At 74.0% G+C, this 20,660-nt stretch carries 17 protein-coding genes; 10 read left to right on the forward strand and 7 right to left on the reverse strand.

Annotated elements, in window-relative coordinates:
• Positions 1 to 164: 164 nt before the first annotated feature.
• Together ABZ924_RS11580 and ABZ924_RS11585 are read right to left on the reverse strand one after the other, a co-directional pair.
• A complete protein-coding gene (locus tag ABZ924_RS11580; protein ID WP_361907068.1) occupies positions 165 to 584 on the reverse strand; it encodes a CBS domain-containing protein in 420 nt (139 codons plus the stop codon).
• Positions 585 to 667: 83 nt separating this feature from the next.
• Positions 668 to 1,636 carry a Ku protein gene (locus ABZ924_RS11585; protein WP_361907070.1) on the reverse strand — a complete coding sequence of 323 codons (969 nt, stop codon included), beginning with the start codon at positions 1,634 to 1,636 and terminating at the stop codon, positions 668 to 670.
• 146 nt (positions 1,637 to 1,782) lie between these two features.
• Between ABZ924_RS11585 and ABZ924_RS11590 the strand changes: the two genes are divergently transcribed.
• A complete protein-coding gene (locus ABZ924_RS11590) occupies positions 1,783 to 2,037 on the forward strand; it encodes a hypothetical protein (RefSeq protein WP_361907072.1) in 255 nt (84 codons plus the stop codon).
• A 65-nt stretch (positions 2,038 to 2,102) separates the two neighbouring features.
• A complete protein-coding gene (locus tag ABZ924_RS11595) occupies positions 2,103 to 2,852 on the forward strand; it encodes a TetR-like C-terminal domain-containing protein (RefSeq protein WP_361907074.1) in 750 nt (249 codons plus the stop codon).
• Positions 2,853 to 2,917: 65 nt separating this feature from the next.
• Here ABZ924_RS11595 and ABZ924_RS11600 read toward each other — a convergent pair whose 3' ends face one another.
• A complete protein-coding gene (locus ABZ924_RS11600) occupies positions 2,918 to 3,859 on the reverse strand; it encodes an NAD-dependent epimerase/dehydratase family protein (protein WP_361907076.1) in 942 nt (313 codons plus the stop codon).
• A 212-nt stretch (positions 3,860 to 4,071) separates the two neighbouring features.
• On the opposite strand from ABZ924_RS11600, the gene ABZ924_RS11605 reads away from it, so the two are divergent.
• Together ABZ924_RS11605 and ABZ924_RS11610 are read left to right on the forward strand one after the other, a co-directional pair.
• On the forward strand, positions 4,072 to 4,368 hold the full coding sequence (locus ABZ924_RS11605) for an acylphosphatase (RefSeq protein ID WP_361907077.1): 297 nt from the start codon (positions 4,072 to 4,074) through the stop codon (positions 4,366 to 4,368).
• A gap of 92 nt (positions 4,369 to 4,460) precedes the next feature.
• Positions 4,461 to 5,024, forward strand: a complete 564-nt coding sequence (locus ABZ924_RS11610; RefSeq protein ID WP_361907079.1) for a hypothetical protein — start codon at positions 4,461 to 4,463, stop codon at positions 5,022 to 5,024.
• A gap of 61 nt (positions 5,025 to 5,085) precedes the next feature.
• On the opposite strand, the gene ABZ924_RS11615 is transcribed toward ABZ924_RS11610, so the two are convergent.
• From ABZ924_RS11615 to ABZ924_RS11625, 3 genes are all read right to left on the reverse strand, one after another.
• Complete coding sequence (locus tag ABZ924_RS11615) at positions 5,086 to 6,414, reverse strand: hypothetical protein (protein ID WP_361907081.1); 1,329 nt, start codon at positions 6,412 to 6,414, stop codon at positions 5,086 to 5,088.
• A gap of 50 nt (positions 6,415 to 6,464) precedes the next feature.
• Positions 6,465 to 8,249 carry an ABC transporter ATP-binding protein gene (locus ABZ924_RS11620; RefSeq protein WP_361907083.1) on the reverse strand — a complete coding sequence of 595 codons (1,785 nt, stop codon included), beginning with the start codon at positions 8,247 to 8,249 and terminating at the stop codon, positions 6,465 to 6,467.
• Between the two features lie 168 nt (positions 8,250 to 8,417).
• Complete coding sequence (locus tag ABZ924_RS11625) at positions 8,418 to 9,566, reverse strand: PP2C family protein-serine/threonine phosphatase (protein ID WP_361907085.1); 1,149 nt, start codon at positions 9,564 to 9,566, stop codon at positions 8,418 to 8,420.
• A gap of 222 nt (positions 9,567 to 9,788) precedes the next feature.
• On the opposite strand from ABZ924_RS11625, the gene ABZ924_RS11630 reads away from it, so the two are divergent.
• From ABZ924_RS11630 to ABZ924_RS11650, 5 genes are all read left to right on the forward strand, one after another.
• Complete coding sequence (locus ABZ924_RS11630; protein WP_361907087.1) at positions 9,789 to 10,730, forward strand: cyclase family protein; 942 nt, start codon at positions 9,789 to 9,791, stop codon at positions 10,728 to 10,730.
• A 101-nt stretch (positions 10,731 to 10,831) separates the two neighbouring features.
• The gene (locus ABZ924_RS11635; protein ID WP_361907089.1) at positions 10,832 to 13,585 is read left to right on the forward strand and encodes a SpoIIE family protein phosphatase; all 2,754 of its coding nucleotides are present in this window, start codon (positions 10,832 to 10,834) and stop codon (positions 13,583 to 13,585) included.
• A gap of 191 nt (positions 13,586 to 13,776) precedes the next feature.
• Positions 13,777 to 15,366 carry a sugar ABC transporter ATP-binding protein gene (locus ABZ924_RS11640; protein WP_361907091.1) on the forward strand — a complete coding sequence of 530 codons (1,590 nt, stop codon included), beginning with the start codon at positions 13,777 to 13,779 and terminating at the stop codon, positions 15,364 to 15,366.
• A 26-nt stretch (positions 15,367 to 15,392) separates the two neighbouring features.
• On the forward strand, positions 15,393 to 16,451 hold the full coding sequence (locus ABZ924_RS11645; protein WP_361907271.1) for an ABC transporter permease: 1,059 nt from the start codon (positions 15,393 to 15,395) through the stop codon (positions 16,449 to 16,451).
• 54 nt (positions 16,452 to 16,505) lie between these two features.
• Positions 16,506 to 17,660 (forward strand): substrate-binding domain-containing protein, encoded by a 1,155-nt coding sequence (locus tag ABZ924_RS11650; protein WP_361907093.1) that lies wholly within the window; start codon positions 16,506 to 16,508, stop codon positions 17,658 to 17,660.
• A 31-nt stretch (positions 17,661 to 17,691) separates the two neighbouring features.
• On the opposite strand, the gene ABZ924_RS11655 is transcribed toward ABZ924_RS11650, so the two are convergent.
• Positions 17,692 to 18,453: a DJ-1/PfpI family protein gene (locus ABZ924_RS11655; protein WP_361907272.1), complete on the reverse strand. Its 762-nt coding sequence runs from the start codon at positions 18,451 to 18,453 to the stop codon at positions 17,692 to 17,694.
• A gap of 602 nt (positions 18,454 to 19,055) precedes the next feature.
• Between ABZ924_RS11655 and ABZ924_RS11660 the strand changes: the two genes are divergently transcribed.
• The gene (locus ABZ924_RS11660; RefSeq protein ID WP_361907095.1) at positions 19,056 to 20,531 is read left to right on the forward strand and encodes an amino acid permease; all 1,476 of its coding nucleotides are present in this window, start codon (positions 19,056 to 19,058) and stop codon (positions 20,529 to 20,531) included.
• Positions 20,532 to 20,660 lie beyond the last annotated feature (129 nt).

Consider the following 20,660-nt stretch of genomic DNA (forward strand, 5'->3'; position numbering starts at 1 on the left):
GTCCGGGGGCGGAGCCCCCGGTTTCTGGGGGCACCTCCCAGCGGTAGCTGGGGGAGAAGGGGCGGGGAGGGGACATGCTCCGCGCAGCGGGCTTGCGCGACGCCTGGGGACGGCCGGCGCCGGCCCCCGGAACGGGAGGGCGGCGCCGGGCAGTTGGGCCGGGGTCAGGAGTTCGGCGCGGCCGAGCTGATGTCCGCGAGGGCGGACCGGCTGTCACGGTCGATGGCCAGGTCGCCCAGCGAGACGATGCCCACCGGGTGCTCCTTCTCGGTCACGGGGAGCCGACGCAGAGCGTGGGAGCGCATCAGTTCGACGGCCTTCTCGATGTCGTCGTCAGGGCTGACGGTGACGACGTCCTCGCTGCACACCTCGGCGACGGTCGTCTGCTCCGGCTCCTTGCCTTCGGCCAGGACGCGGACGACGAGGTCGCGGTCGGTGACGACGCCCTTGATGTGGCCGTCGTCGACGACGAGGACGTCGCCGATGTCCTCGTCACGCATACGGCGCGCGGCCTCGGCCACCGACACCTGCGCCGCGGTGGTGACGACCCGCTCGGTCATGATCTCTCGGATCTTCTGGGACATGGATTTCCTCCCTCTGGGATGCCCTCGTTGCGGCGCCTGCCCCGGCCGCACAGGGGTAAACGGAGGACCACCCTGAGGAACCGCTAGGCGGCCTCGGCGGTGCGGGTGAGGGCCTCGGCCAGTTGGTCGCGGGTCATGCCGGAGCGGCCGCGGATGCCGGCGGACGCTGCCTTCTTGTACAGCTCCGCCTTGCTCAGGGATTCCAGGGACGAGTCCGTGACCCGACCGCGGCGAGCACGCTTGCCGGTGGCCTTTCCCCCGCTCCGGGCCCGTTCGACGCTCGCCCGCAGGGCCTCCGTCAGGTCGACCACGCTCGTGGCCTCCGCCGGGAGTTCGGCCTTCTCCACGGTCTCGCCTGCCTGCTTGGCCCGGATGAGGGCGGCGACCTTCTCCTGGTAGGTGTCGTGGAACTCCTCCGGGTCCCAGCGCATGCCGAGGGCGGTGACGAGCTGCTCCGCCATCTTCGTCTCCTTGGCCCCGGCCTTCGTACGGGACGCCTCGGGAAGGTCGGGGACCTCCTTGCGGGGGTCGCGTATCTCGTCGGCCCAGTGCAGGGTGTGCAGCGTCAGGAGGCCGTCCTCGGACTTGATGGCGACCAGGTACTCGCGGCCGCGCATGACGAAGGTCGCGATACCGGCCCGGTTGGTCCTGGCGAGGGCCTGCTCCAGGAGGCCGTAGACCTTGGCGTACTCCTGGCCCTTGGGGCCGAGGTAGTAGGTGCGGTCGAAGAAGACCGGGTCGATCTCGTCCAGGTCGACGAAGCCGCTGATCTCCAGGGCCTTGGAGCGGCCCGGCGCGATCTCGTCGAGCTCGGAGGGCTCGACCAGGACGTATTCCTCGCCGGTGTCGAAGCCCTTGACGATGTCGTCGAGGTCCACCTCCTTGCCGGTGCGCTCGTTGACGCGCCGGTTGCGGATCCGGTCGGAGGTGCCGCGCTGCAGCTGGTGGAAGTGGAGGGTGTGGCTGTCGGTGGCGGTGTACATGCCTATGGGCACGCTGACCAGCCCGAAGCTCAGCACCCCGGTCCAGACCGGTCTGGCCGTGACGATCACCGCTTCGCCGCGTCGCTCCGTTCCCGGCGTCTGCCCGCCGGGCCCGGCCGGAAACGGCGTCTGGGGAGCCCGGGGGGCCGTACGTGTTTGGCGGCCGCCGGAGCGGATAGCTGCCGTACAGGGGGATCGCGAAGAGGTGAGCCGTCATGGGCGCAGACAGGGCAGACAGGCCGGACAGGCAGCAGGGCGGCGGCATGGACGACAAGCGCCAGACGCCGGGCAAGGGCCGCGAGGAGCAGATCCGCGGGCGTTCGCCGGAGCCCGACCAGCTGAGGACGGGCGGCCGGCCGCGCACTCCCGACGAGGTGGCGCACGAGCGCGGCCGGGAGGACGCGACGATGCGCGACGTGATGCACGACCTGACCGAGGAGGACCTCGACGACATGCGCGACGACCGCTGAGCGCGCAGCGCGGTACCCGTCGGGCCGCGCGGAAGGCCGCGGTGGCCGGCGGGTACGGTTCCAACATGGACTATTCCGCAATGAGTTCGACCGGCGACGGCCAGACGCCGACGGCGGCCGTCAAGGACGTCGCGCGCCGGCAGCTGGTCGAGGTGGGGGCCTCCGCGCTGTCCCTGGAGGCCGTCGCCCGGGGCGGCGGGTGGGCCCTCGCCGAGGTGGAGGCCGCCTTCCCCCACCGGGACGACCTGCTGACCGCGCTGGTCGTCGACGCCTATGACGCGTCCGGCGCCGCGATGGAGCAGGCCGACCGGGCCGCGGTGGAGGCCGGCGCACCGGCCGGTGCCCGGCTGCTCGCGGTCACGCGGGCGCTGCGGCAGTGGGCCTTCGACCACCCGGCCGAGTTCACGCTGATCTACGGTTCGCCCGTGCCCGGCTACCACGCCCCGCAGGACACCGTCGGACCCGCCTCGCGCACCCCCGCGGTGCTCGCGGGCATCGTACGGTCGGCGCTGGAGGCCGGTGAGCTGACCCCGCCGCGGCGCCCGGTGCCGGGGCCGCCGCTGCTCCTGCCGGCCGCGACGGAGCTCTTCGGCGGTGCGCCCGGGGCGCCGTTCCCGGACCTCCTCGAGCGCGGCATCGTCCTGTGGAGCAATCTGATCGGCCTCCTGGTCTTCCAGGTCTTCAGCCGCACCCACGACAGCGTCCGGGACGAGGCCGCGTTCTTCGACTACGCCGTCGCCGTGGCCGCCGAGAGCGTCGGGCTCGTGGTGCCGCTGGAGGAGCCCGCCGGGCAGGCCGCGGGCGCCACCGGCTGAACCCGGACGCGGGGCAGCAGGGCCGCCGCCCCGGGCGGCGGCCCGTCACCGGGCGACGGCCCGCGTCACCCGGCGGCAGTGCCTCGCTCGCGCCACCAGTCCACGGTCGCCCCGACCTGCTCCTCGAGCGGGGTGGCGCGCACCGTGAACGCGTCCTCGTACGCGCTCGCATCGACCACGAACGGGCGGTCGAACTGGTAGCGGATCTCCTTCAGTTCGCGGATCAGCGGGGAGAAGAGCCCGGCCACGCCCAGCACGGCCGGCGGCAGCCTGCGCACCGCGACCGGGCCCGTGCCCGCACGGGCGGTCAGGCGCTCGACCATCTCCCGTACGGAGCGGGCGGGCTGCGTCGGGACGTGCCAGGGCCGCCCCCAGGCCCGCTCCTCGCCCGCGACCTCGACCAAGGCCCTGACGACATCGGGGAGGTACGTCCAGCTGTGCGCGGCGTCCGGGTTACCGAGGGTGGAGACCGGCTTGCCGCGCAGCAGCCGCGGCACGACCCGCGCGGCCAGGTGGCCGCCGTCGGTCACACCGGGCCCGAAGAAGTCCGAGGCCCGCACCTCGACCGCCCTGATGCGGCCCTGCTCGTGCAGCGCACGGGCCCGCTCCCAGACGGCGGCGCGCACCCGCCCCTTGGGGCCGGTCGCCGCGAGCGGCAGGTCCTCGGTCAGGGGAGCGTCCACCGGCCCGTAGCCGTAGAGGTTCCCCAGGAGGACCAGGACGGCCCCGGTGGCCTCGGCCGCGGCGCACAGCGAGGAGGCGAGCCGCGGCCATGCGGCCGGCCAGCGGTGGTAGGGCGGCGCGGCACAGGCGTGGATCGCGGTGGCGCCCCGCGCGGCTTCGGTCAGCCGCGCGCTGTCCGAGGCGTCCAGCGCGAGGTGCTCGATCCCGGGCTCCGGGCGGCGGCCCGAGGTGGTGACCACCCTTACGGTGTGGCCCTGTTCGGCCAGCAGCCGGGCGGTGGCGGCCCCCGCGGGCCCGAAACCTATGACGACATGAATGCTCACGTACGCACACTAACGCGGGCCGCGCGCTCGGCGATCTTGTGCGGGGCGCCGGGCCGGCCGCGCCGGCGGCCGCCGTTTCGCGTTGCGCGGCCGTGCGGCACGGGGCAGGGTCGAGGGGTGGCGCGGCCCGAGCAGGAGGAGGCGACGATGCCCATGGCCTCGGCGGACACGGCCCCGGCGGCCAAGGCCCCGGTCGACCCCGTGACGGCGCCGTGATGCGCCGGCGCGTGATCGTCTCGGGGACGGTGCAGGGGGTGTTCTTCCGGGACAGCTGCCGCAGTGCGGCCCGGGACCAGGGGGTGGCCGGCTGGGTGCGGAACCTGCCCGGCGGTGAGGTCGAGGCGGTGTTCGAGGGGGACGAGGCCGCCGTCGCACGGATGGTCCGGTGGATGCACACCGGGCCGCCGGCGGCCGAGGTGCGCGCGGTCGAGGTGTACGAGGAGCCCCCGGGCCCGACCGCCGGCCCCGGCGGGTTCGAGGTGCGGCCCACCCCGCCGCGCGGCGGCTGACGCCGGCGCGTGTCCGGGCTGCGGCCGCGGGTAGGCGCGCAGGGCGCCGTGCGGACCGCCGCAGGGGCGCTGTCGAGGCCGAGGGAGGAGCCATGCCGCGGATATCGGTGGAGGGCGGCGAGGTCGTCGTCCGGCTGTCCTTGCGGGAGTGGCCGGGCGCGCGCCGCCGGGAGCTGCGCGTACCGGTGGCGGCGCTGCGCCGGGTCGGCCTGGAGCCCAGTTGGTGGCGCGTCCTGCGCGGAGCTCCCGACCGGGGCGTGTGGCGGCCGGGGCGGTGCGTGGGGGTCCGGCGGGTGGACGGGGGCAGGGGCAGGGATTTCGTGGCGGTGAGGGCCGGGGGCCCCGTGCTCTGGATCGACCTGGACCGGGACGCGGCCTTCAGCCGCCTGGCCCTGTCCGTACCCGATCCCGAGGGCGCCGAGCGGGCCCTGCGCGCCCTGCTCCCCGAGGAGCCCGAGGAAGGGCCCGGGCCGACGAGCGCACCGGCCGCGAGCGCGCGCCCGCTCTTGCAGCACGAGGGCGGGACGGCGGACGACCACGGCCGGGAGCCCGGCGTGCCGTCGCGGACCGGGACGGGGGCGCAGCCTCCGGCCGCCGACGAGCGCGTGCGCAGGGCGAACTCGGGCGCGGCCGACACGTCGGGTGACGTGCCGTGACGCCGTCCGCTTCCGCCCGGGCGGCCGGGGGCGGCGGGGCCCGCCGTGCCGAACGGGCCGGTCAGAGGTGGTGGACCGGGGTGGAGGGGTCGGTCCAGTGCCAGTTCTCCGGGGTCCACCGCTTCTTCAGCGCGGTGCGCTGCTTGGTGTAGACGCCGAGGGCCTGCTCGACGGAGGCGGCGAGGTCCCCGAGATCGTCCGGGGCGGGCACGCGCAGGATCAGGTGCTGCTTCTGGTGGACGAGCAGCAGGTCGCCGGAGGGCGTGCAGGCGGTGAGGGTGAAGCGGGTCAGCGGCCGGTAGGTCTTGGTCCCGGTGTCGAGCCGGGCGCGCAGCTCTCCGGCCTTGTTCCAGGCGAACAGGCCGTAGCGGTTGAGGTGGTAGGCGCGGCCGCGGTGCGGATCGGAGGCCAGGTTCCAGCAGAAGCCGGTGAAGGGGCTGTCGCGGTAGGGGTGCATGCCGTCGAGGCGGCCGGCCGGGGCCCCCTGGTCGTCGACGAGGGAGTAGGAGAAGGCGAGGCCGCGGCTGCCGCCGCGCAGGGTGCGCGCGTACACGGGCAGGACGAAGAGGTCGTCGGCGAGGGGGACGGGCCGCTGGAGGCGGGCGCCGTGCCAGCGCCAGGGGTGGCCCTCGCCGGCGAGGAGTTCGGACAGCGAGGGGCGGGGCCGGTGGGTGAGGCCGACCGGTTCGCCGCCGTGGCGGACGTGGGGCTGCACGTCGACCTCGCCCTGGTGCTTGGGCTGCGGGTCGAGGGAGGCGAACGCGCGGATCACCGGCCTGTGTTCGGGGGTGAGGGGGCCGTCGGCCACGCCCACGAGGTTGGGGATGGCGCTGCCGTAGTTCCACACCCCGTACTCGGCGGCGACGCACAGCAGACGGCCCGAGGGGGTCACGCTGATCGAGCCGGCGAAGGGGTTGCCCGGGACGTACGGCTTGCGGAACGGGCGGCCGTCGCCCGAGGAGTAGGCGGCCAGGACACGGCTCAGGTCGGGGGAAATCAGCGTGGTGGAGTTCGGGTGGGCGTTCAGGGACAGGGTGCCGTCGGGCAGCACGCACAGGGTCATGTCCCTGCCGGTCGCCAGGGCCGATTCGGTTCCGTCCAGGTAGTTGCGGCCCGACCGCCCGGCCACGGCGCTCGCCAGGACCTCGCCCTGCGCCGAGTAGCGGGTGATGATCACGTACGTGAAGTTGGCCCGGGCCGGGTCCGGTTCGCTCTCGGCCACGCCCGAGGTGTACCGGCTGACCCCGTACAGCGCGTACACGTCCCCGTTCGCAGCCGCGGCGACGTCGTGGGCGGCGACGCCCCAACCCGTCGAGTACAGGCGGGTGAAGTCGATGCGGTGGGTGTCCACGAGAGTGCCGGGCAGCGCCAGCGGAAACGTCTGGATCATGTACGGAATTGTGCCCGCGGCCACTGACAACACGGGGCGGGCGCCCGCGCTCACCCGTGCGCGGTCCGCGGGGTCCCGTCGTCGAGGAAGCCGCCCGACTGGTGCTGCCACAGCTTCGCGTAGGCCCCGTCCAGGGCGAGCAGTTCCTGGTGGCTGCCCTGTTCGATGATCCGCCCGCGGTCGAGGACGACGAGCCGGTCCATGGCGGCGACCGTGCTCAGCCGGTGCGCCACCACGAGCGCGGTCCGGCCCTCCATGAGCTGCCACAGCGCCTGCTGGACGAGGATCTCGCTCTCCGAGTCCAGGGCGCTGGTCGCCTCGTCGAGCAGCAGGAGCGGCGCGTCGCGCAGGATGGCCCGGGCGAGGGCGACGCGCTGGCGCTGGCCGCCGGACAGTTTCACGCCCCGTTCGCCCACCAGCGTGTCGAAGCCGTCGGGCAGGGCGTCGGCGAACTCCGTGACGTGCGCCGCCTCGGCTGCGCGACGGATCTCGGCGTCGCCGGCGTCCGGCCGGGCGAACGCGATGTTCTCCCGCAGCGTGCGGTGGAACATCGCCGGGTCCTGCGGGACGTACGCGATCAGACTGCGCAGGTCGGCCTGGCGCAGCCGGCTGATGTCCTGGCCGCCGATGAGGATCCGGCCGGCGTTGACGTCGGTCATCCGCAGCAGGAGCCGGGTGAGGGTGGTCTTGCCGCCGCCGGAGCGTCCGACGAGGCCGATCTTCGCCCCGGCGGGCACGTCCAGGTCGAGCCCCTCGAAGAGCGGCTCCGCGCCCGCGTGGGCGAAGCGGACGCGCTCGAAGCGGACGTCGGCGGCCCCGGGCTGAAGCGGTTCCGGCCGGGGCGGGTCGAGCACGGTCGGCGGGGTCAGCAGCAGTTCCGTGAACTGCGCGGCCTCCGTCATCGAGCTCTCCAGGCGACGGTAGATCTGGTTGAACTCGAACATGATCCGCGTGGCGTTCTGGAAGTACGTGAAGGCCACCACGACCGCCTCCACGCCGTGCCCGCCCCCGCCGCCGGCCCCGACTCCGACCGCGACGGCGATCAGCAGGCCCAGCGCGTTGGCCAGCACGGACATCGGTGCGACCACGGTGTCGATGCGGAGGTTGCCGTAGTCCCACGACCTCAGCATCAGCCGCCTCGACTCCGCGACGCGCGAGCGGTGCTCGGCGGCCTCGCGCGGCTCCGCCGCGAACGCCCGGACCGTGTCCATGTTCATGATGCTGTCGGCGACATGGCCCGACACCCTGGCGATCGCCGCCTCGCGCCGGTCGACGAGCGCCTGGCGGCGGCGGATGAGGGGGGCCACACACAGGCCGGTCACCGCGATCATCGCCAGGAGCCACACCACGAGCAGCGGTTCGTACTGCCAGAGCACCACCGAGCCGAACAGCAGCGGTACGAAGCGGCCGATGACCGAGAACGTCAGCGCGTCGACGAACTCCTCGAAGCGGGAGGCGAAGCTGAGCACCCGCTTGGTCAACGATCCGGCGAAGTTGTCGTGGAAGAAGGCGGCGTCCCGGGCGAACAGCTCGTCCAGGCCGATCACGTACAGGTGCTCGATCCCCAGGGCGTCGACGCGGTTCAGGCAGTGCAGGCCGAGGCGCCACAGCGCCTCGGAGAGCAGCAGGACGCCGCCGAAGCCGAGGACGTACGGCAGCGCGCGGCCCAAGGTGGCCCCGTCGTCCCCGGCGAGGCGGGCGACGAGCTTCGCGACGACCAGCGGTGCCACGTAGTTGATGCCGATGTTGCCCAGCGCGGGTAAGAGCATGGCGGGAACCGCGTACCGCCGCAGGCGGGCCAGCTCCCGCCCGTAGTGGCGCAGCGCCAGGACCACCGGCCCCCGCTCCGGCGCCGATCCGGATCCTGATCCGGATACTGCTTCTGCTTCTACTCCTGATCCCATCCCATCCCCCCAGGCGGTCGGCGATCCACGCGGTTGCCTTCCCCGACCCGCCCACGGCTACGCGCCGTGATCACGCCCATCACCCGCAGTAGCGAATCATCACACCGCGGCCTCGCCGCTCCCCTGCTCGGCGCGGTCGACGACGATCACCGCCACGTCGTCCGCCAGCCGGCCCCGGGTATGGCGCATCAGTCCCTCGTGGAGCCCCTCCAGGAACTCCTGCAGGGTGCAGTCCTGCAGTTCCGCCATCGCCTCGGGCAGGGCGAAGAAGGCGTTGTCGCCGTCGCGGGCCTCGATCACGCCGTCGGTGTGCAGCAGCAGCCGGTCCCCGCGCTCGAACACGTAGCTGTCCGTACGGCCGGGCGGGCCGTCGATGAACTCCTCCAGCCCGAGCGGCGGCTGGGGGGACATGGGGTGCAGGGCGTGGACCTCGCCGTTCCGCAAGACCAGCGGAGGGGGATGGCCACGGTTGACCACCTCCACGGTGGGGCCCTCGGGCACCTGCACCACGAGCGCCGTCACGAAGCCCTCCAGGAGTCCGGGCGGGTCGTCCGCGCTCGCCGCCACCGCGTCCCGTTCGAGCGCCGCCGCGCAGTGGTTGATGACCTCCACCAGCTCGTCCTCGTAGTGCACGGCCTCCCGGAACGCGCCCAGCACCACAGCGGCCGCACGGACGGCGGGCAGCCCCTTGCCCCGGACGTCCCCGACGATCATCCTGACCCCGTACCGGGTCTCCACCGCCTCGTACAGATCGCCTCCGATCTGCGCTCCCGTCTCGGCCGCCAGGTACATGCTGGCCGCCCGGACCGGGCCGAGGCGCTCCGGAACGGGCCGCAGCAGGACCTCCTGCGCCGCCGCCGCGATCCGGCGGACCTGGTTGAGCTCCATCTGCCGGCGGGTCCGTACGGTCCTGCTCGTCATCACGCTCGCCGTGGACACGAGGAACAGGGCCAGGAAATTGGTGTAGACCTGCTGGCCGCCCCAGGCGTGGTTGTGCGTGGCGGTGGTGACGCTCACCCCGACGGCGCCCAGCGCCGCCGCGACGGTCCCCATGGGCCCCATGGTGACGGCGGCCAGGGCGGGCGTCGCGACCAGCAGGGGGCCCGTGTAGATGACGTGCGCGGGCGAGAGTTCGATGGCCAGCACCGCCAGTGCGATCACGAAGGGCACGCACTCCGCGAGCCGGAACAGGGCGTGGTGGTGACCGCCGGCTCCCGGCCGAGAGAGCGAGCGGAAGAACGCCCTCATGGGTCCAGCCTGCCCCTCCCGGGCAGATCACTGCCACTCGCCGACCACCGCCGCCCCGTTCCCGGGCCGCCGTACGGCGGACGTCGCGGGCCCGCGCGCGTGGCGTCCGGGGCCCGCGGGCATGCGAGTCACCGTACGGGCGGCGGCCGGACGCCCGCTCGCCCGCCCCGCCCCGCCCCAGCCGCCGCGCCGGCCCCTGCGAACCATGGAGCGCGAGTACGGATGAGCACCGACCCCGCCCCCGACCCGGTGCGCCGGGTCTCCCGCGAGGAGTTCGACGCCCTCTTCGCGGCGGTCCGCACCTGGGGCCGCTGGACCCCCGCCGACCGCGGCGCCTGGAACCGGGTCACCCCGGACCACGTGCGCCGGGCCGCGGCCCTGGTCCGGTCCGGCACGGCGGTGCCGCTGGGCCTGCCCTGGGACACCCGGCCCGGCCCCGACAACGACAGGCCCGCCCTGCACTACATGTCGGACCTCGGCGACGTGGAGGCCCCGGAGCCCGCGACCCACAAGGACTTCCTCGGCACCGACTACCACGGCAAGGCCGTGAGCCACCTCGACGCGCTCTCCCACGTCGCCTACCGCGGGCTGCTCTACGGGGGCCGCCCGGCCCGGGAGGCCGTCGGCGCCGGCGGCGCCCGCTTCGGGTCCGTGGCGGCGCTCGGCCCGTTCGTCGCCAAGGGCGTGCTGCTCGACCTGCCCGCCGTCCTCGGGGTGGACTGGCTGGAGCCCGGTCAGGCGGTCCGGGCCGCGGACCTCCTCGCCGCAGAGCGGGCGCTCGGCGTCACGGTCGACGAGGGCTGTGCGGTGCTGGTGCGCTCCGGCCGGTTCCGCCGCCGCCGGGAGCTCGGCCCCTGGGACGTCGGCGCGGCCGGCGCGGGCCTGCACGTGGACGCCGTGCCGCTGCTGGCGGAGCGCGGCATCGCCCTGCTGGGCGCGGACGGGGACAGCGACCTGCGCCCCTCTCCGGTCGAGGGCCTGCACTCCCCCGTGCACGCCCTCGCCGTCGCCGCCATGGGAGTGCCCCTGCTGGACAACCTGGACCTGGAGGGGCTCTCCGCCGCCTGCGCCGGGGCGGGGCGGCACGAGTTCATGATCGTCGTCGCGCCGCTCGACGTGCCCGGCGGGACGGGCTCGCCCGTCAACCCGGTCGCGATCCTGTGAGACGGTGGCCCCGAACGCCCCGGAATATACTCGAATGACTGATTCAGGGCGCAACCATCCCGGCACGGCCGGACCACGGTCCCACTAGGGAAGTGATGCAGATGGGGGTCAGGGGAGAGCAGGTCGGCCCTGCACGCTCCCGTGAGCGGTTCCTGCTGGGCGAGCCGGTCGAGACGGGCGTGCGCAGCGACATCCTGAACTCGTGGGAGCGCTGTCGGCTGCTGGGGCTCTCGCCTGACCAGACCGAGCTCCCCTACCGCAACGACTTCGACCCCGACAGCCGGCTCGTGCACGCCGCCGCACCCGTGCTGGACCGGCTGCAGTCCCGGTTCTCGGGCAGCCAGATGAACGTGTGCCTGGCCGACGGCAACGGCACCGTGCTGCAACGCCGTTTCGGGGACCCCGCATTGGCCCGCGCCCTGCCCCCCATCCAGAGCGTGCCCGGCTTCGTCTTCGCCGAACGCTACGCGGGGACCAACGGCATCGGCCTCGCGCTCGCCGAGCGCCGCCTCATCCAGGTGTACGGGGCCGAGCACTTCGCCGAGCGGTCCCAGTCGAACGCCTGCTCCGCCACCCCCATCCGCGACCAGCTCAGCGGAGACATCGTCGGCGTCCTGTGCTTCGGGTACCCGCACACCTACGAGGACCCGGTGCTGCCCGCGCTGATCCGCCGGGCGGCCGAGAGCATCGAGCGGCGGCTGATGGAGGAGAGCTCGGCCCGGGAGCAGGGCCTGCTGCACACGTACCTCGAAACCCGCGCGCGGGTCGGGGCCGCCGCCGGCCACGGCGGGAACGGGCAGCCGGTCGGGCTGGACGAGCTGGCCGACAGCGGGCTGGACCCCCTGGACCAGATGCTCCTGAAGGAGAAGGCCAGCGAGCTCATCTCCTCGAACCGGCGGGCCGCGGTCGAGGTGCCCCTACCGCACGGCCGCGAGGTCACCCTCCTCAGCCTCCCGCTCACCAGCAGCACCGGGGTGGAGGGGGTGGCCGTCGAGGCCGTCCTGACCGGCGATGAGCCGCCCGTGCACCACCTGGCCGCCGCGCCGCCCGTGCACCACCCGGCCGCCGCGCCGCCCGTGCCCGACACCGCCGCGCGCCCCCGCGGGCCGGACGCCACCGGGCGCGGGGCGACCACGGGGCTGGTGCTCGTGGGCGAGCCCGGGGTCGGGAAGTACGCCGTCGCGGCCCGGCGCCGCCTGGAGCTGCTGGCCGAGGCCAGCACCCGGATCGGCACCACCCTGGACGTGAGCCGGACCGCCCGGGAGCTCGCCGAGGTGGCGGTCCCGCGGCTGGCCGACTACGTCACCGTCGACGTACCCGAGGCCGTGCTGCGCGGCGACGAGGCCGTCGACCCCGCGCTCGAGCTGCAGCGCACGGTCGTCCACGGCATCCGCGAGGACTGCCCGTTCTATCCGGTCGGCCGGCGGGTGGAACTGCGCCCCGAGACCCCCCACATGCGCTGCCTGGCCAGCGGGCAGGCCGTCCTGGAACCCGAGCTGGCGCTCGCCGCCGGCTGGATATGCCAGGGAAGCGAGCACGCCGGGCGGATCCTCGCCCGCGGCGTGCACTCGCTGATCTCGGTCCCGCTGCTCGCGCGCGGCGTCCTGGTGGGCATCGCGAGCTTCTACCGCGCGCAGGACCCGGCCCCCTTCGGGGACGACGACAGCTGGCTGGCCCAGGAGCTCGCGGCCCGCGCCGCCCTGTCCATCGACAACGCCCGCCGCTACACCCGCGAGCACACCCTCGCCCTGGCACTGCAGCGCAGCCTGCTGCCGCGCGGCCTCCCCGAGCAGGGCGCCGTCGAGGTCGCCCACCGCTACCTGCCCGCCGAATCCGGGGTGGGCGGCGACTGGTTCGACGTCATCCCGCTCTCCGGCACCCGCGTCGCCCTCCTCGTCGGCGACGTCGTCGGCCACGGACTGCACGCCGCCGCCACGATGGGCCGGCTGCGGACCGCCGCCCGCAATTTCGCCGAACTGGAACTCGCCCCCGACGAGCTCCTGACCCACCTCGACAACCTGCTGGTACGGCTGGACCGGGAGGAGGGCTGCGACGACGGGACCGGCAGCACCGCCGGCATCGCCGGCGCCACCTGCCTGTACGCGGTCTACGACCCCACGACACGGCAGTGCACCATGGCCCGCGCCGGCCACCCGCCGCCCGCGCTGGTCCATCCGGACGGCACCGTGTCCTTCCCCGAGCTGCCCGCCGGCCCCCCGCTCGGACTGGGCGGCCTGCCCTTCGAGACGGCCGAGATCCAGCTGCCCGAGGACAGCACGCTGGTGCTCTACACCGACGGGCTCATCGAGGACCGCGAGCGCGACATCGACGTCTCCCTCGACCAGCTGCGCCGCGCCCTGGCCCACCCGGACCGGGCGCCCGAGGCCACCTGCCAGGCGGTCATCGACGCCGTGGCCCCCGAACACCCCGGCGACGACATCGCCCTGCTGGTGGCCCGTACGCACACCCTGCCCGCCGACCGGATCGCCGCATGGGACCTGGCCGCCGACCCCGCCCTCGTCGGCGACGTCCGCGCCGCCGCCACCCGTCGGCTCGCCGAGTGGGGACTGGAGGAGCTGGCGTTCGCCGCGGAGCTGATGCTCAGCGAGCTGGTCACCAACGCGGTCCGGTACGGCACCGAGCCCATCCAGGTGCGCCTGATCCGCGACCGCACCCTGATCTGCGAGGTCTCCGACGGCAGCAGCACCGCCCCGCACCTGCGCCGCGCGGCCGGCACGGACGAGGGCGGCCGCGGCCTGTTCCTCGTCGCACAGCTCTCCCAGGCCTGGGGCACCCGCTACACGCCCCGGGGCAAGGTCATCTGGGCGGAGTGCGCGCTCGACGCGGTCGCCTGACGGCAACGGTCGACCACCCGGGCACCCAAACCGGACACCACCCGGGGACACCACCCGGGCACTCGGCCACTGGACCATTGGAGCCACAAGGATGGCGATGTGCCGGGTAGTGCACCGTAGGTCCCCGGGGTTCCCCCGCCTCCGCCCTACGCTGCGGACGAGAACTGCCCCGGCCTGCCCCGGAGACGTCCGTGCATGACACTTCCGCCCCCTCGACGAGCCCGCCCGGGCGCCCCGGCGCGGAGCCTCTCGTCCGGGTGCGCGGTCTGGCCAAGCGGTTCGGCGGCACCGTCGCCCTCGACGGGGTCGACCTCGACCTCCACCGCGGCAGCGTCCTCGCCCTCCTCGGGCCGAACGGAGCCGGGAAGTCCACGCTGATCAAGGTGCTCGCCGGCGTCCACCACGCCGACGCGGGCGAGGTGACCGTCGCCGGGCACCCGCTCGGCTCCGACGCCGCCGCGCGGACGATGTCGTTCATCCACCAAGACCTCGGACTCGTCGACTGGATGACCGTCGCTGAGAACATCGCCCTGGGCACCGGCTACCCGCGCCGCTTCGGCCTGGTCTCCTGGCGACGGACCCGGGAGCGCTGTGCCGAGGCCCTGGAGACCGTCGCCGGACACCTGGACGCCGACGCGCGGATCGCCGACCTCGCCCCCGCCGAGCGCTCCCTCGTCGCCATCGCGCGGGCCCTCGCGAAGCGGGCGGAGCTCTTCGTCCTCGACGAGCCGACCGCGACCCTTCCCGCCGCGGACTGCGCCCGGCTCTTCGACGTCCTGCACGCGCTGCGCGACCGGGGCCACGGCATCCTCTACGTCAGCCACCGGCTCGACGAGGTGTACCGGGTCGCGGACACCTTCGCCGTGCTGCGCGACGGCCGCCTCGTCAGCCACGGGCCCCTCGCCCCGTACAGCCCGTCCCTGCTGGTGCGCGACATCGTGGGGAGCGAACTGCCCGGCCGCCGGACGGCCGCCGCCACGCCCGCCGCCACCCCCGCCTCCGGGGCCGCCTCCGCAGGCGCCGGCCCGCTGCCCGTCCTGCGGCTCGACGCGGTGGCCACCGACCGCACCGCACCCGTCAGCCTGGAGCTGCGCCCCGGCGAGGTCCTCGCCCTGGTGGGCCTGACCGGATCCGGCCACCTCCACCTGGGCCGCGCCCTCGCCGGGGCGGGGCCCTGCCTCGGCGGGCGGGCACTGCTCGGCGGCCGTCCGTACCGCCCCCGCACCGTCGCCGAGGCCGTCGGCCGCGGCGTCGGTTTCGTGGCCGGCAACCGCCAGGAGGAGGGCTGCGCCGCCGACCTGACCGTACGGGAGAACTTCCTGGCCAACCCGCGGGCGGCCGGAGTCCCGGGCCTGCGCTGGACCGCTCCGCGCCGGGAGCGCGCCGAGGCCGCCGCCCTGATCGAGCGGTTCTCGGTGCACCCCCGGGACAGCGAGGTGCCCATCGCCGGCCTGTCCGGCGGCAACCAGCAGAAGGTGGTCGTCGGGCGGTGGCTGCGGGGGCGGCAGCGCCTGCTGGTCCTGGAGGAGCCGACCGCGAGCGTGGACGTCGGCGCCAAGGCCGCGATCCACCGCCTCCTCGACGACGCGCTCGCCTCCGGCCTGGCGGTCCTGCTCGTCTCCTCCGACTTCGAGGAGGTCGCCGACCTCGCCCACCGGGCCCTGGTGTTCGTCCGCGGGAGGGTCGCGGCCGAGCTGTCGGGCGAGGCCCTGACCGTCGCCGAACTCACCCGCACCGCCTCGGCCATGCCCGCCATCACCGGAAACGCGGCGCACCGGTGACGGCCGGACCGTCCGCGCGCCGCCGGCTGCCGGGGCTGCCGCACGGCCACCGTCACGGCCACGGCCACGGCCACCTGCTCGGCACGTACGGGCTCCTGGCCCTGACCGCCCTGCTGTTCCTGGTCTTCTCCCTCGCGCTTCCCGACACCTTCCCCACGCGGGAGAACGTCTCCTCGATCCTGTTCAACCAGTCCGTGCCCGCCCTCCTGGCGCTCGGCGCGACGATCCCCGTCGCCAGCGGCAACTTCGACCTGTCCATCGGCTACGGGCTGGGGCTGGCGCACGTCATGGTGATGCACCTGATCGTCGACGAGGGCGTGGCCTGGCCGCTGGCCTGCCTGGCCGTCGTGCTCGGCGGGGCGCTGGTCGGCGCCCTGAACGGCATCGTCGTCGAGTTCGGGCGGATCGACTCGTTCATCGCGACGCTCGGGACCGGCAGCATCATGTACGCCCTCACCGGCCGGCTCACCGAAGGGAGCCGCATCGTCCCCGGCCCGGAGGGCCTGCCCGCCGCCTTCACCGGGCTGTACGACGGGCGGTTCCTCGGCCTGCCGCTGCCCGCGTTCTACGTCCTCGGGGTCACCGTCGCCCTGTGGGTGGTGCTGGAGCGGCTGCCGCTGGGCCGGTACCTGTACGTCATCGGCTCCAACCCCCGCGCCGCCGCCGTCCTCGGCATCCCCACCCGGCGGTACTGCGTGTACGCCTTCACCGGCTCGGGCCTGGTCGTCGGCGTCTGCGGGGTCCTGCTCGCCGCGCAGCAGCAGATCGGCAACCCGAGCGTCGGCCTGGACTACCTGCTGCCCGCCTTCGTCGGGGCGCTGCTCGGCTCGACCACGATCAAGCCGGGCCGGGCCAACGCCCTGGGCACGCTCGTGGCCGTCAGCGTGCTCGCCGTGGGGCTCGCGGGGATCGGCCAGCTCGGCGCCCGGTTCTGGGCCACACCGCTGTTCAACGGCGCCACCCTGCTGCTGGCGGTCGGCCTGGCCGGTTACGCCTCCCGGCGGCGGCTGCGCACCCGGGCCGCCCCGGACCGGCCGCCGGCCGCGGGGCCGCCGCCCGCGCCGGCGGGGAACGGCACGGGGTAGCGCCCGACCCCGCAGTCCAGGTCAACGTCCCCCAGCGTCATCGTCAGGAGCACCGTGTACCCGAACCGCACGACCGCCCTCGCGACCGCGGCCCTGGTGGCGGCCGCGGCCGCCGCCCTCGCCGGCTGCGGGGGCGGACCCGCGGGCACGGGCCTGCCGGCGAGCGCCGTCCCGTCGTCGTCCGGCGGCTGCCCGGCCGCCCTGAGGACGGCGCAGGCGGCCGTGCGGGCGGCCGAGAACACCGACGCCGCGTGGAACGGTCCCACGAGCGGACCTGCGGCGGTCCCCGACAAGACGCTCGTCTACGTCGCGCAGACCATGACCAACCCGGGCGTGGCCGGAGTCGCCAAGGGCGTCGAGCAGGCGGCCACGGCCATCGGCTGGAAGGTCCGGGTGATCGACGGGGAAGGAACCCCGGCCGGGGTCCAGGCCGCGCTCAGCCAGGCGGTCGCCCTCAAACCCTCCGGCATCGTCATCGGCGGCTTCGACCCCCGGCTGACCTCCCGGCAGGTGGCCGCGGCCCGGGCGGCGGGGATCCCGCTGGTGGGCTGGCACGCGGTCAGCTCGCCCGGACCGAGCGCGGACCCGCCGCTCTTCACGAACGTCACCACGAAGGTGGAGGACGTCGCGAGGATCAGTGCCGACTGGGTGATCGCCCGGTCCGGGGGCCAGGGCGGGGTCGTCGTCTTCACCGACGACTCGATCCCCTTCGCCCGGACCAAGGCCGAGCTGATCAGGCGGCAGCTGGCCGGATGCCCCGGCGTGAGGCTCCTGTCCTCCGAGAACATCCCCATCCCGGACGCGAGCCAGCGCACCCCGCAGGAGGTCTCCTCCCTGCTGTCGCGCTTCCGCGGCGCGTGGACCCACTCCGTGGCCATCAACGACCTCTACTTCGCCGATGCCGCACCGGCCCTGCGCGCCGCCGGGAAGCCGGGCACCGGGCCGCCGTTCAACATCGGTGCGGGCGACGGCGACCCGTCCGCCTTCCAGCGCGTCAACAGCAGGCAGTACCAGGCCGCGACCGTCCCCGAACCGCTCGCGCAGCAGGGCTGGCAGATCGTCGACGAGTTCAACCGCGCCTTCGCCGGGCAGCCCGCCAGTGGTTACGTCGCCCCCGTCCACGTGGTCACGGCCGACAACAGCGGCGGGGCAACGTCCTGGGACCCGCGGGGCTACCGGGAGGCGTACGAGAAGATCTGGCACGGGTAGCGCCCGCGGGGCGGCGGGGTGGGGCCGCCGACTACCGGGGCGGCGCGGCGGACGCCCACACGGTTCCGCGGGCCTCGTACTCGAGCATGGCCTCCAGGCCGGTGGCTGCGTCGGCCCCGAGCTCGCGGCGTACGAGCCACAGGGCGAGTTCGAGGCCCGAGGTGATGCCGCCCGCGGTGACGAGGTCGCCGTCGTCGACCACGCGCGCGCTCTTCAGCACGCCGCCCTGCTGTTCCAGATCGGCCCGTGCCTTGTGGTGCGTGGTGCAGGGGCGTCCCTTGGTGAGTCCGGCGGCGGACAGCAGCATGACGCCGGTGCACAGGGCGCTGATGGTGAGCCCGGGGCGGGCGGCAGCTGCCAGGGCACGCGGCAGGGTGCCCCGCCCGATCTCGGCCCACACCCCCGGATCCGTGCGGCGCGCGTAACCGCCGCCCGGCACCACCAGCACGTCGGCCTCCGTCGGCGCCCACGGGTGCAGGCCGCGGACCTCCGTACCGTAGGCGGCACGGACCGCGGGGCGGTGCGGGGCGGTGACGTAGCGGACGTCGACCGGGCGGTCCGTGAAGAAGCGGGCCGCGGAGAAGACCTCGTACGGTGCGGCGAAGTCGAGCTCCTCGACGCCGTCGAACATGACGACGTGGACGCGCAGGGGCGCGCCGGGTGTGCGGGCCCCGGACGGAGTGGACGGGGCGGCTGCGTGTGCCGGGGCCGCTGCGGAGAGCCCGGCCACGGCGCCGACGGCCCCGCCGGCGCCGAGCACGGTCGACGCGCGGAGCACGTCCCTTCGGTTCAGGTGCATGCAGTACTCCTGCCGGTTGCGGTTCGGGTGCGGGGGATGTGGCCCGGGGCCACGCAACAGACAGTCGGACGGCCCGCCCTCCGGGTTCCCGGGAAGGCCGAGGTCGACACCGACGGTGACGGCAGCCATCGGGCGCCGCCGGTGCGGACGGAGCACGAACTGCGGGCGCGGGATGCCCTGTTCGGACGCATAGCGGAGAAGAACGAGATGCGCAAGACCCCTTGGAGGCGGGCCTCCCGTAACGCTACGTGTCCGTAACGAGCGGAGCCGTGCCGGAGGCGGCACGTGTTGCCTCGATGTCATTCGGTGTTCGCTCAGAGGATGCTCAGATCCGGATAACGATCGCGTCACCGGACAGGGTCTTTAGGCCTGGTCACAGGCGAATGACCGATATGCCCGTGATGTACGCCACGGTCATGCGCCGGATGCCGTGATACATCTTCACGACCGCCTGCCGGACACCACCCATGTCCGTGCAGGGGCGCTGACGCCGGCCGACCGCCGGCATGCAACTCCATCAGCATCCGGGGGATCGGAACCCGATCCGCAGCCGAGCGCGGCGCGGGTCGGCATGGAGCGGAAAGGCGCACCACAGCATGACCTCGACGCAGGTCGACAACCACCACGGCGACGGCACCACGGCCACGGGCAGCACGCCCGAGGAGGGCTACGAGCGCGGTCTCGGCAGCCGCCAGGTCCAGATGATCGCCATCGGCGGCGCCATCGGCGTCGGCCTCTTCCTGGGCGCGGGCGCGAACATCGCGAAGGCCGGGCCCAGCCTCATCCTGATGTACGCCCTCGCCGGCGTCATCGTCTTCTTCATCATGCGGGCGCTCGGCGAGCTGCTCCTGTACCGGCCCGTCTCGGGCTCCTTCGCGGAGTACGCCCGCGAGTTCCTCGGTCCGTTCTTCGGGTTCGTGACCGGATGGACGTACTGGCTCATGTGGGTGGTCACCGGCATGGCCGAGCTGACCGCCGCGGCCATCTACGTGCACTTCTGGTTCCCGGACATCCCGCAGTGGGTGACGGCCCTGGTCTTCCTGGTCGTCCTGTACGTCGCGAACCTCATCTCGGTGAAGATCTTCGGCGAGATCGAGTTCTGGTTCTCGATGGTCAAGGTCACCGCCCTGATCGGCATGATCGTGATCGGCATCGGCGTCGTGACCTTCGGCTTCAGCCAGGCCGGCGACACCGCCGCCGTCTCCAACCTGTGGGCCTTCGACGGCATCTTCCCGATGGGCGTCGGCTCCAGCCTGATGACCCTGCAGGGCGTGATGTTCGCGTACCTGGCCGTCGAGCTCGTCGGTGTCACCGCGGGTGAGTCCGAGAACCCCGAGAAGACCCTGCCCAAGGCGATCAACACCCTGCCGTGGCGCATCATCGTCTTCTACGTCGGCGCCCTCAGCGTGATCCTGATGGTCGTGAAGTGGACCGAGTTCCAGCCGGGCGTCAGCCCGTTCGTGGCGGCCTTCGCCAAGATCGGCATCCCGGCGGGTGCGGCCATCGTCAACTTCGTGGTCCTCACCGCGGCCCTGTCGTCCTGCAACTCCGGCATGTACTCCACCGGGCGCATGCTGCGCGACCTGGCCGCCAACTCCGAGGCCCCCAAGGTGCTCGGCAAGCTGAGCTCCACCAAGACCCCGGCGATCGCCATCACCCTCTCCGTCGCCCTCATGGGCATCGGCGTGGTCCTCAACTACGTCGTCCCGGAGAAGGCCTTCGGCTACGTCACCTCGGTGGCGACCGCGGCCGGCATCTGGACCTGGCTGATGATCCTCGTCAGCCACATCCGCTACCGCCGCGCGGTGGACGCCGGCAAGCTGCCCGCCTCCTCCTTCCCGGCCCCCGGCGGCACCGTGTGCAGCTGGATCGCCGTGGCCTTCCTGCTGCTGGTCACCGCGATGATCGCCATCGACCCCGACAGCCGCGTCTCCCTGTACGTGGGCGCCGGCTGGGCGGTGTGCCTGGCGGTCGGCTGGGCGGTGCTGAAGTCCCGCAACCCGCAGATCGCGGCGCGGGCCGGTGCCGGTGCCGGTGACGAGGACCCGGAGCTGGAGCCCGCGGGCCGCTGACCCGCGTGCCCTGCCCTGCTCTGTCCGAAGGGGGCGTACCGACCGCACCACGGTCGGTACGCCCCCTTCGGCGTGGCGCGCAGGGCAACCCCACACGAGGCTCCTGCGTCCTTCTCGGCAGGACGCGTG

Origin of the sequence: Streptomyces sp. NPDC046876 (assembly GCF_040645035.1) — a bacterium.
Lineage (GTDB): Bacteria > Actinomycetota > Actinomycetes > Streptomycetales > Streptomycetaceae > Streptomyces.

Coding starts and splice junctions, on each gene's coding strand:
- ABZ924_RS11580 (WP_361907068.1), bottom strand. CDS start 584: ATGTCCCAGAAGATCCGAGAGATCATGACCGAGCGGGTCGTCACCACC.
- ABZ924_RS11590 (WP_361907072.1), top strand. CDS start 1,783: ATGGGCGCAGACAGGGCAGACAGGCCGGACAGGCAGCAGGGCGGCGGC.
- ABZ924_RS11595 (WP_361907074.1), top strand. CDS start 2,103: ATGGACTATTCCGCAATGAGTTCGACCGGCGACGGCCAGACGCCGACG.
- ABZ924_RS11610 (WP_361907079.1), top strand. CDS start 4,461: ATGCCGCGGATATCGGTGGAGGGCGGCGAGGTCGTCGTCCGGCTGTCC.
- ABZ924_RS11615 (WP_361907081.1), bottom strand. CDS start 6,414: ATGATCCAGACGTTTCCGCTGGCGCTGCCCGGCACTCTCGTGGACACC.
- ABZ924_RS11625 (WP_361907085.1), bottom strand. CDS start 9,566: ATGAGGGCGTTCTTCCGCTCGCTCTCTCGGCCGGGAGCCGGCGGTCAC.
- ABZ924_RS11630 (WP_361907087.1), top strand. CDS start 9,789: ATGAGCACCGACCCCGCCCCCGACCCGGTGCGCCGGGTCTCCCGCGAG.
- ABZ924_RS11635 (WP_361907089.1), top strand. CDS start 10,832: ATGGGGGTCAGGGGAGAGCAGGTCGGCCCTGCACGCTCCCGTGAGCGG.
- ABZ924_RS11660 (WP_361907095.1), top strand. CDS start 19,056: ATGACCTCGACGCAGGTCGACAACCACCACGGCGACGGCACCACGGCC.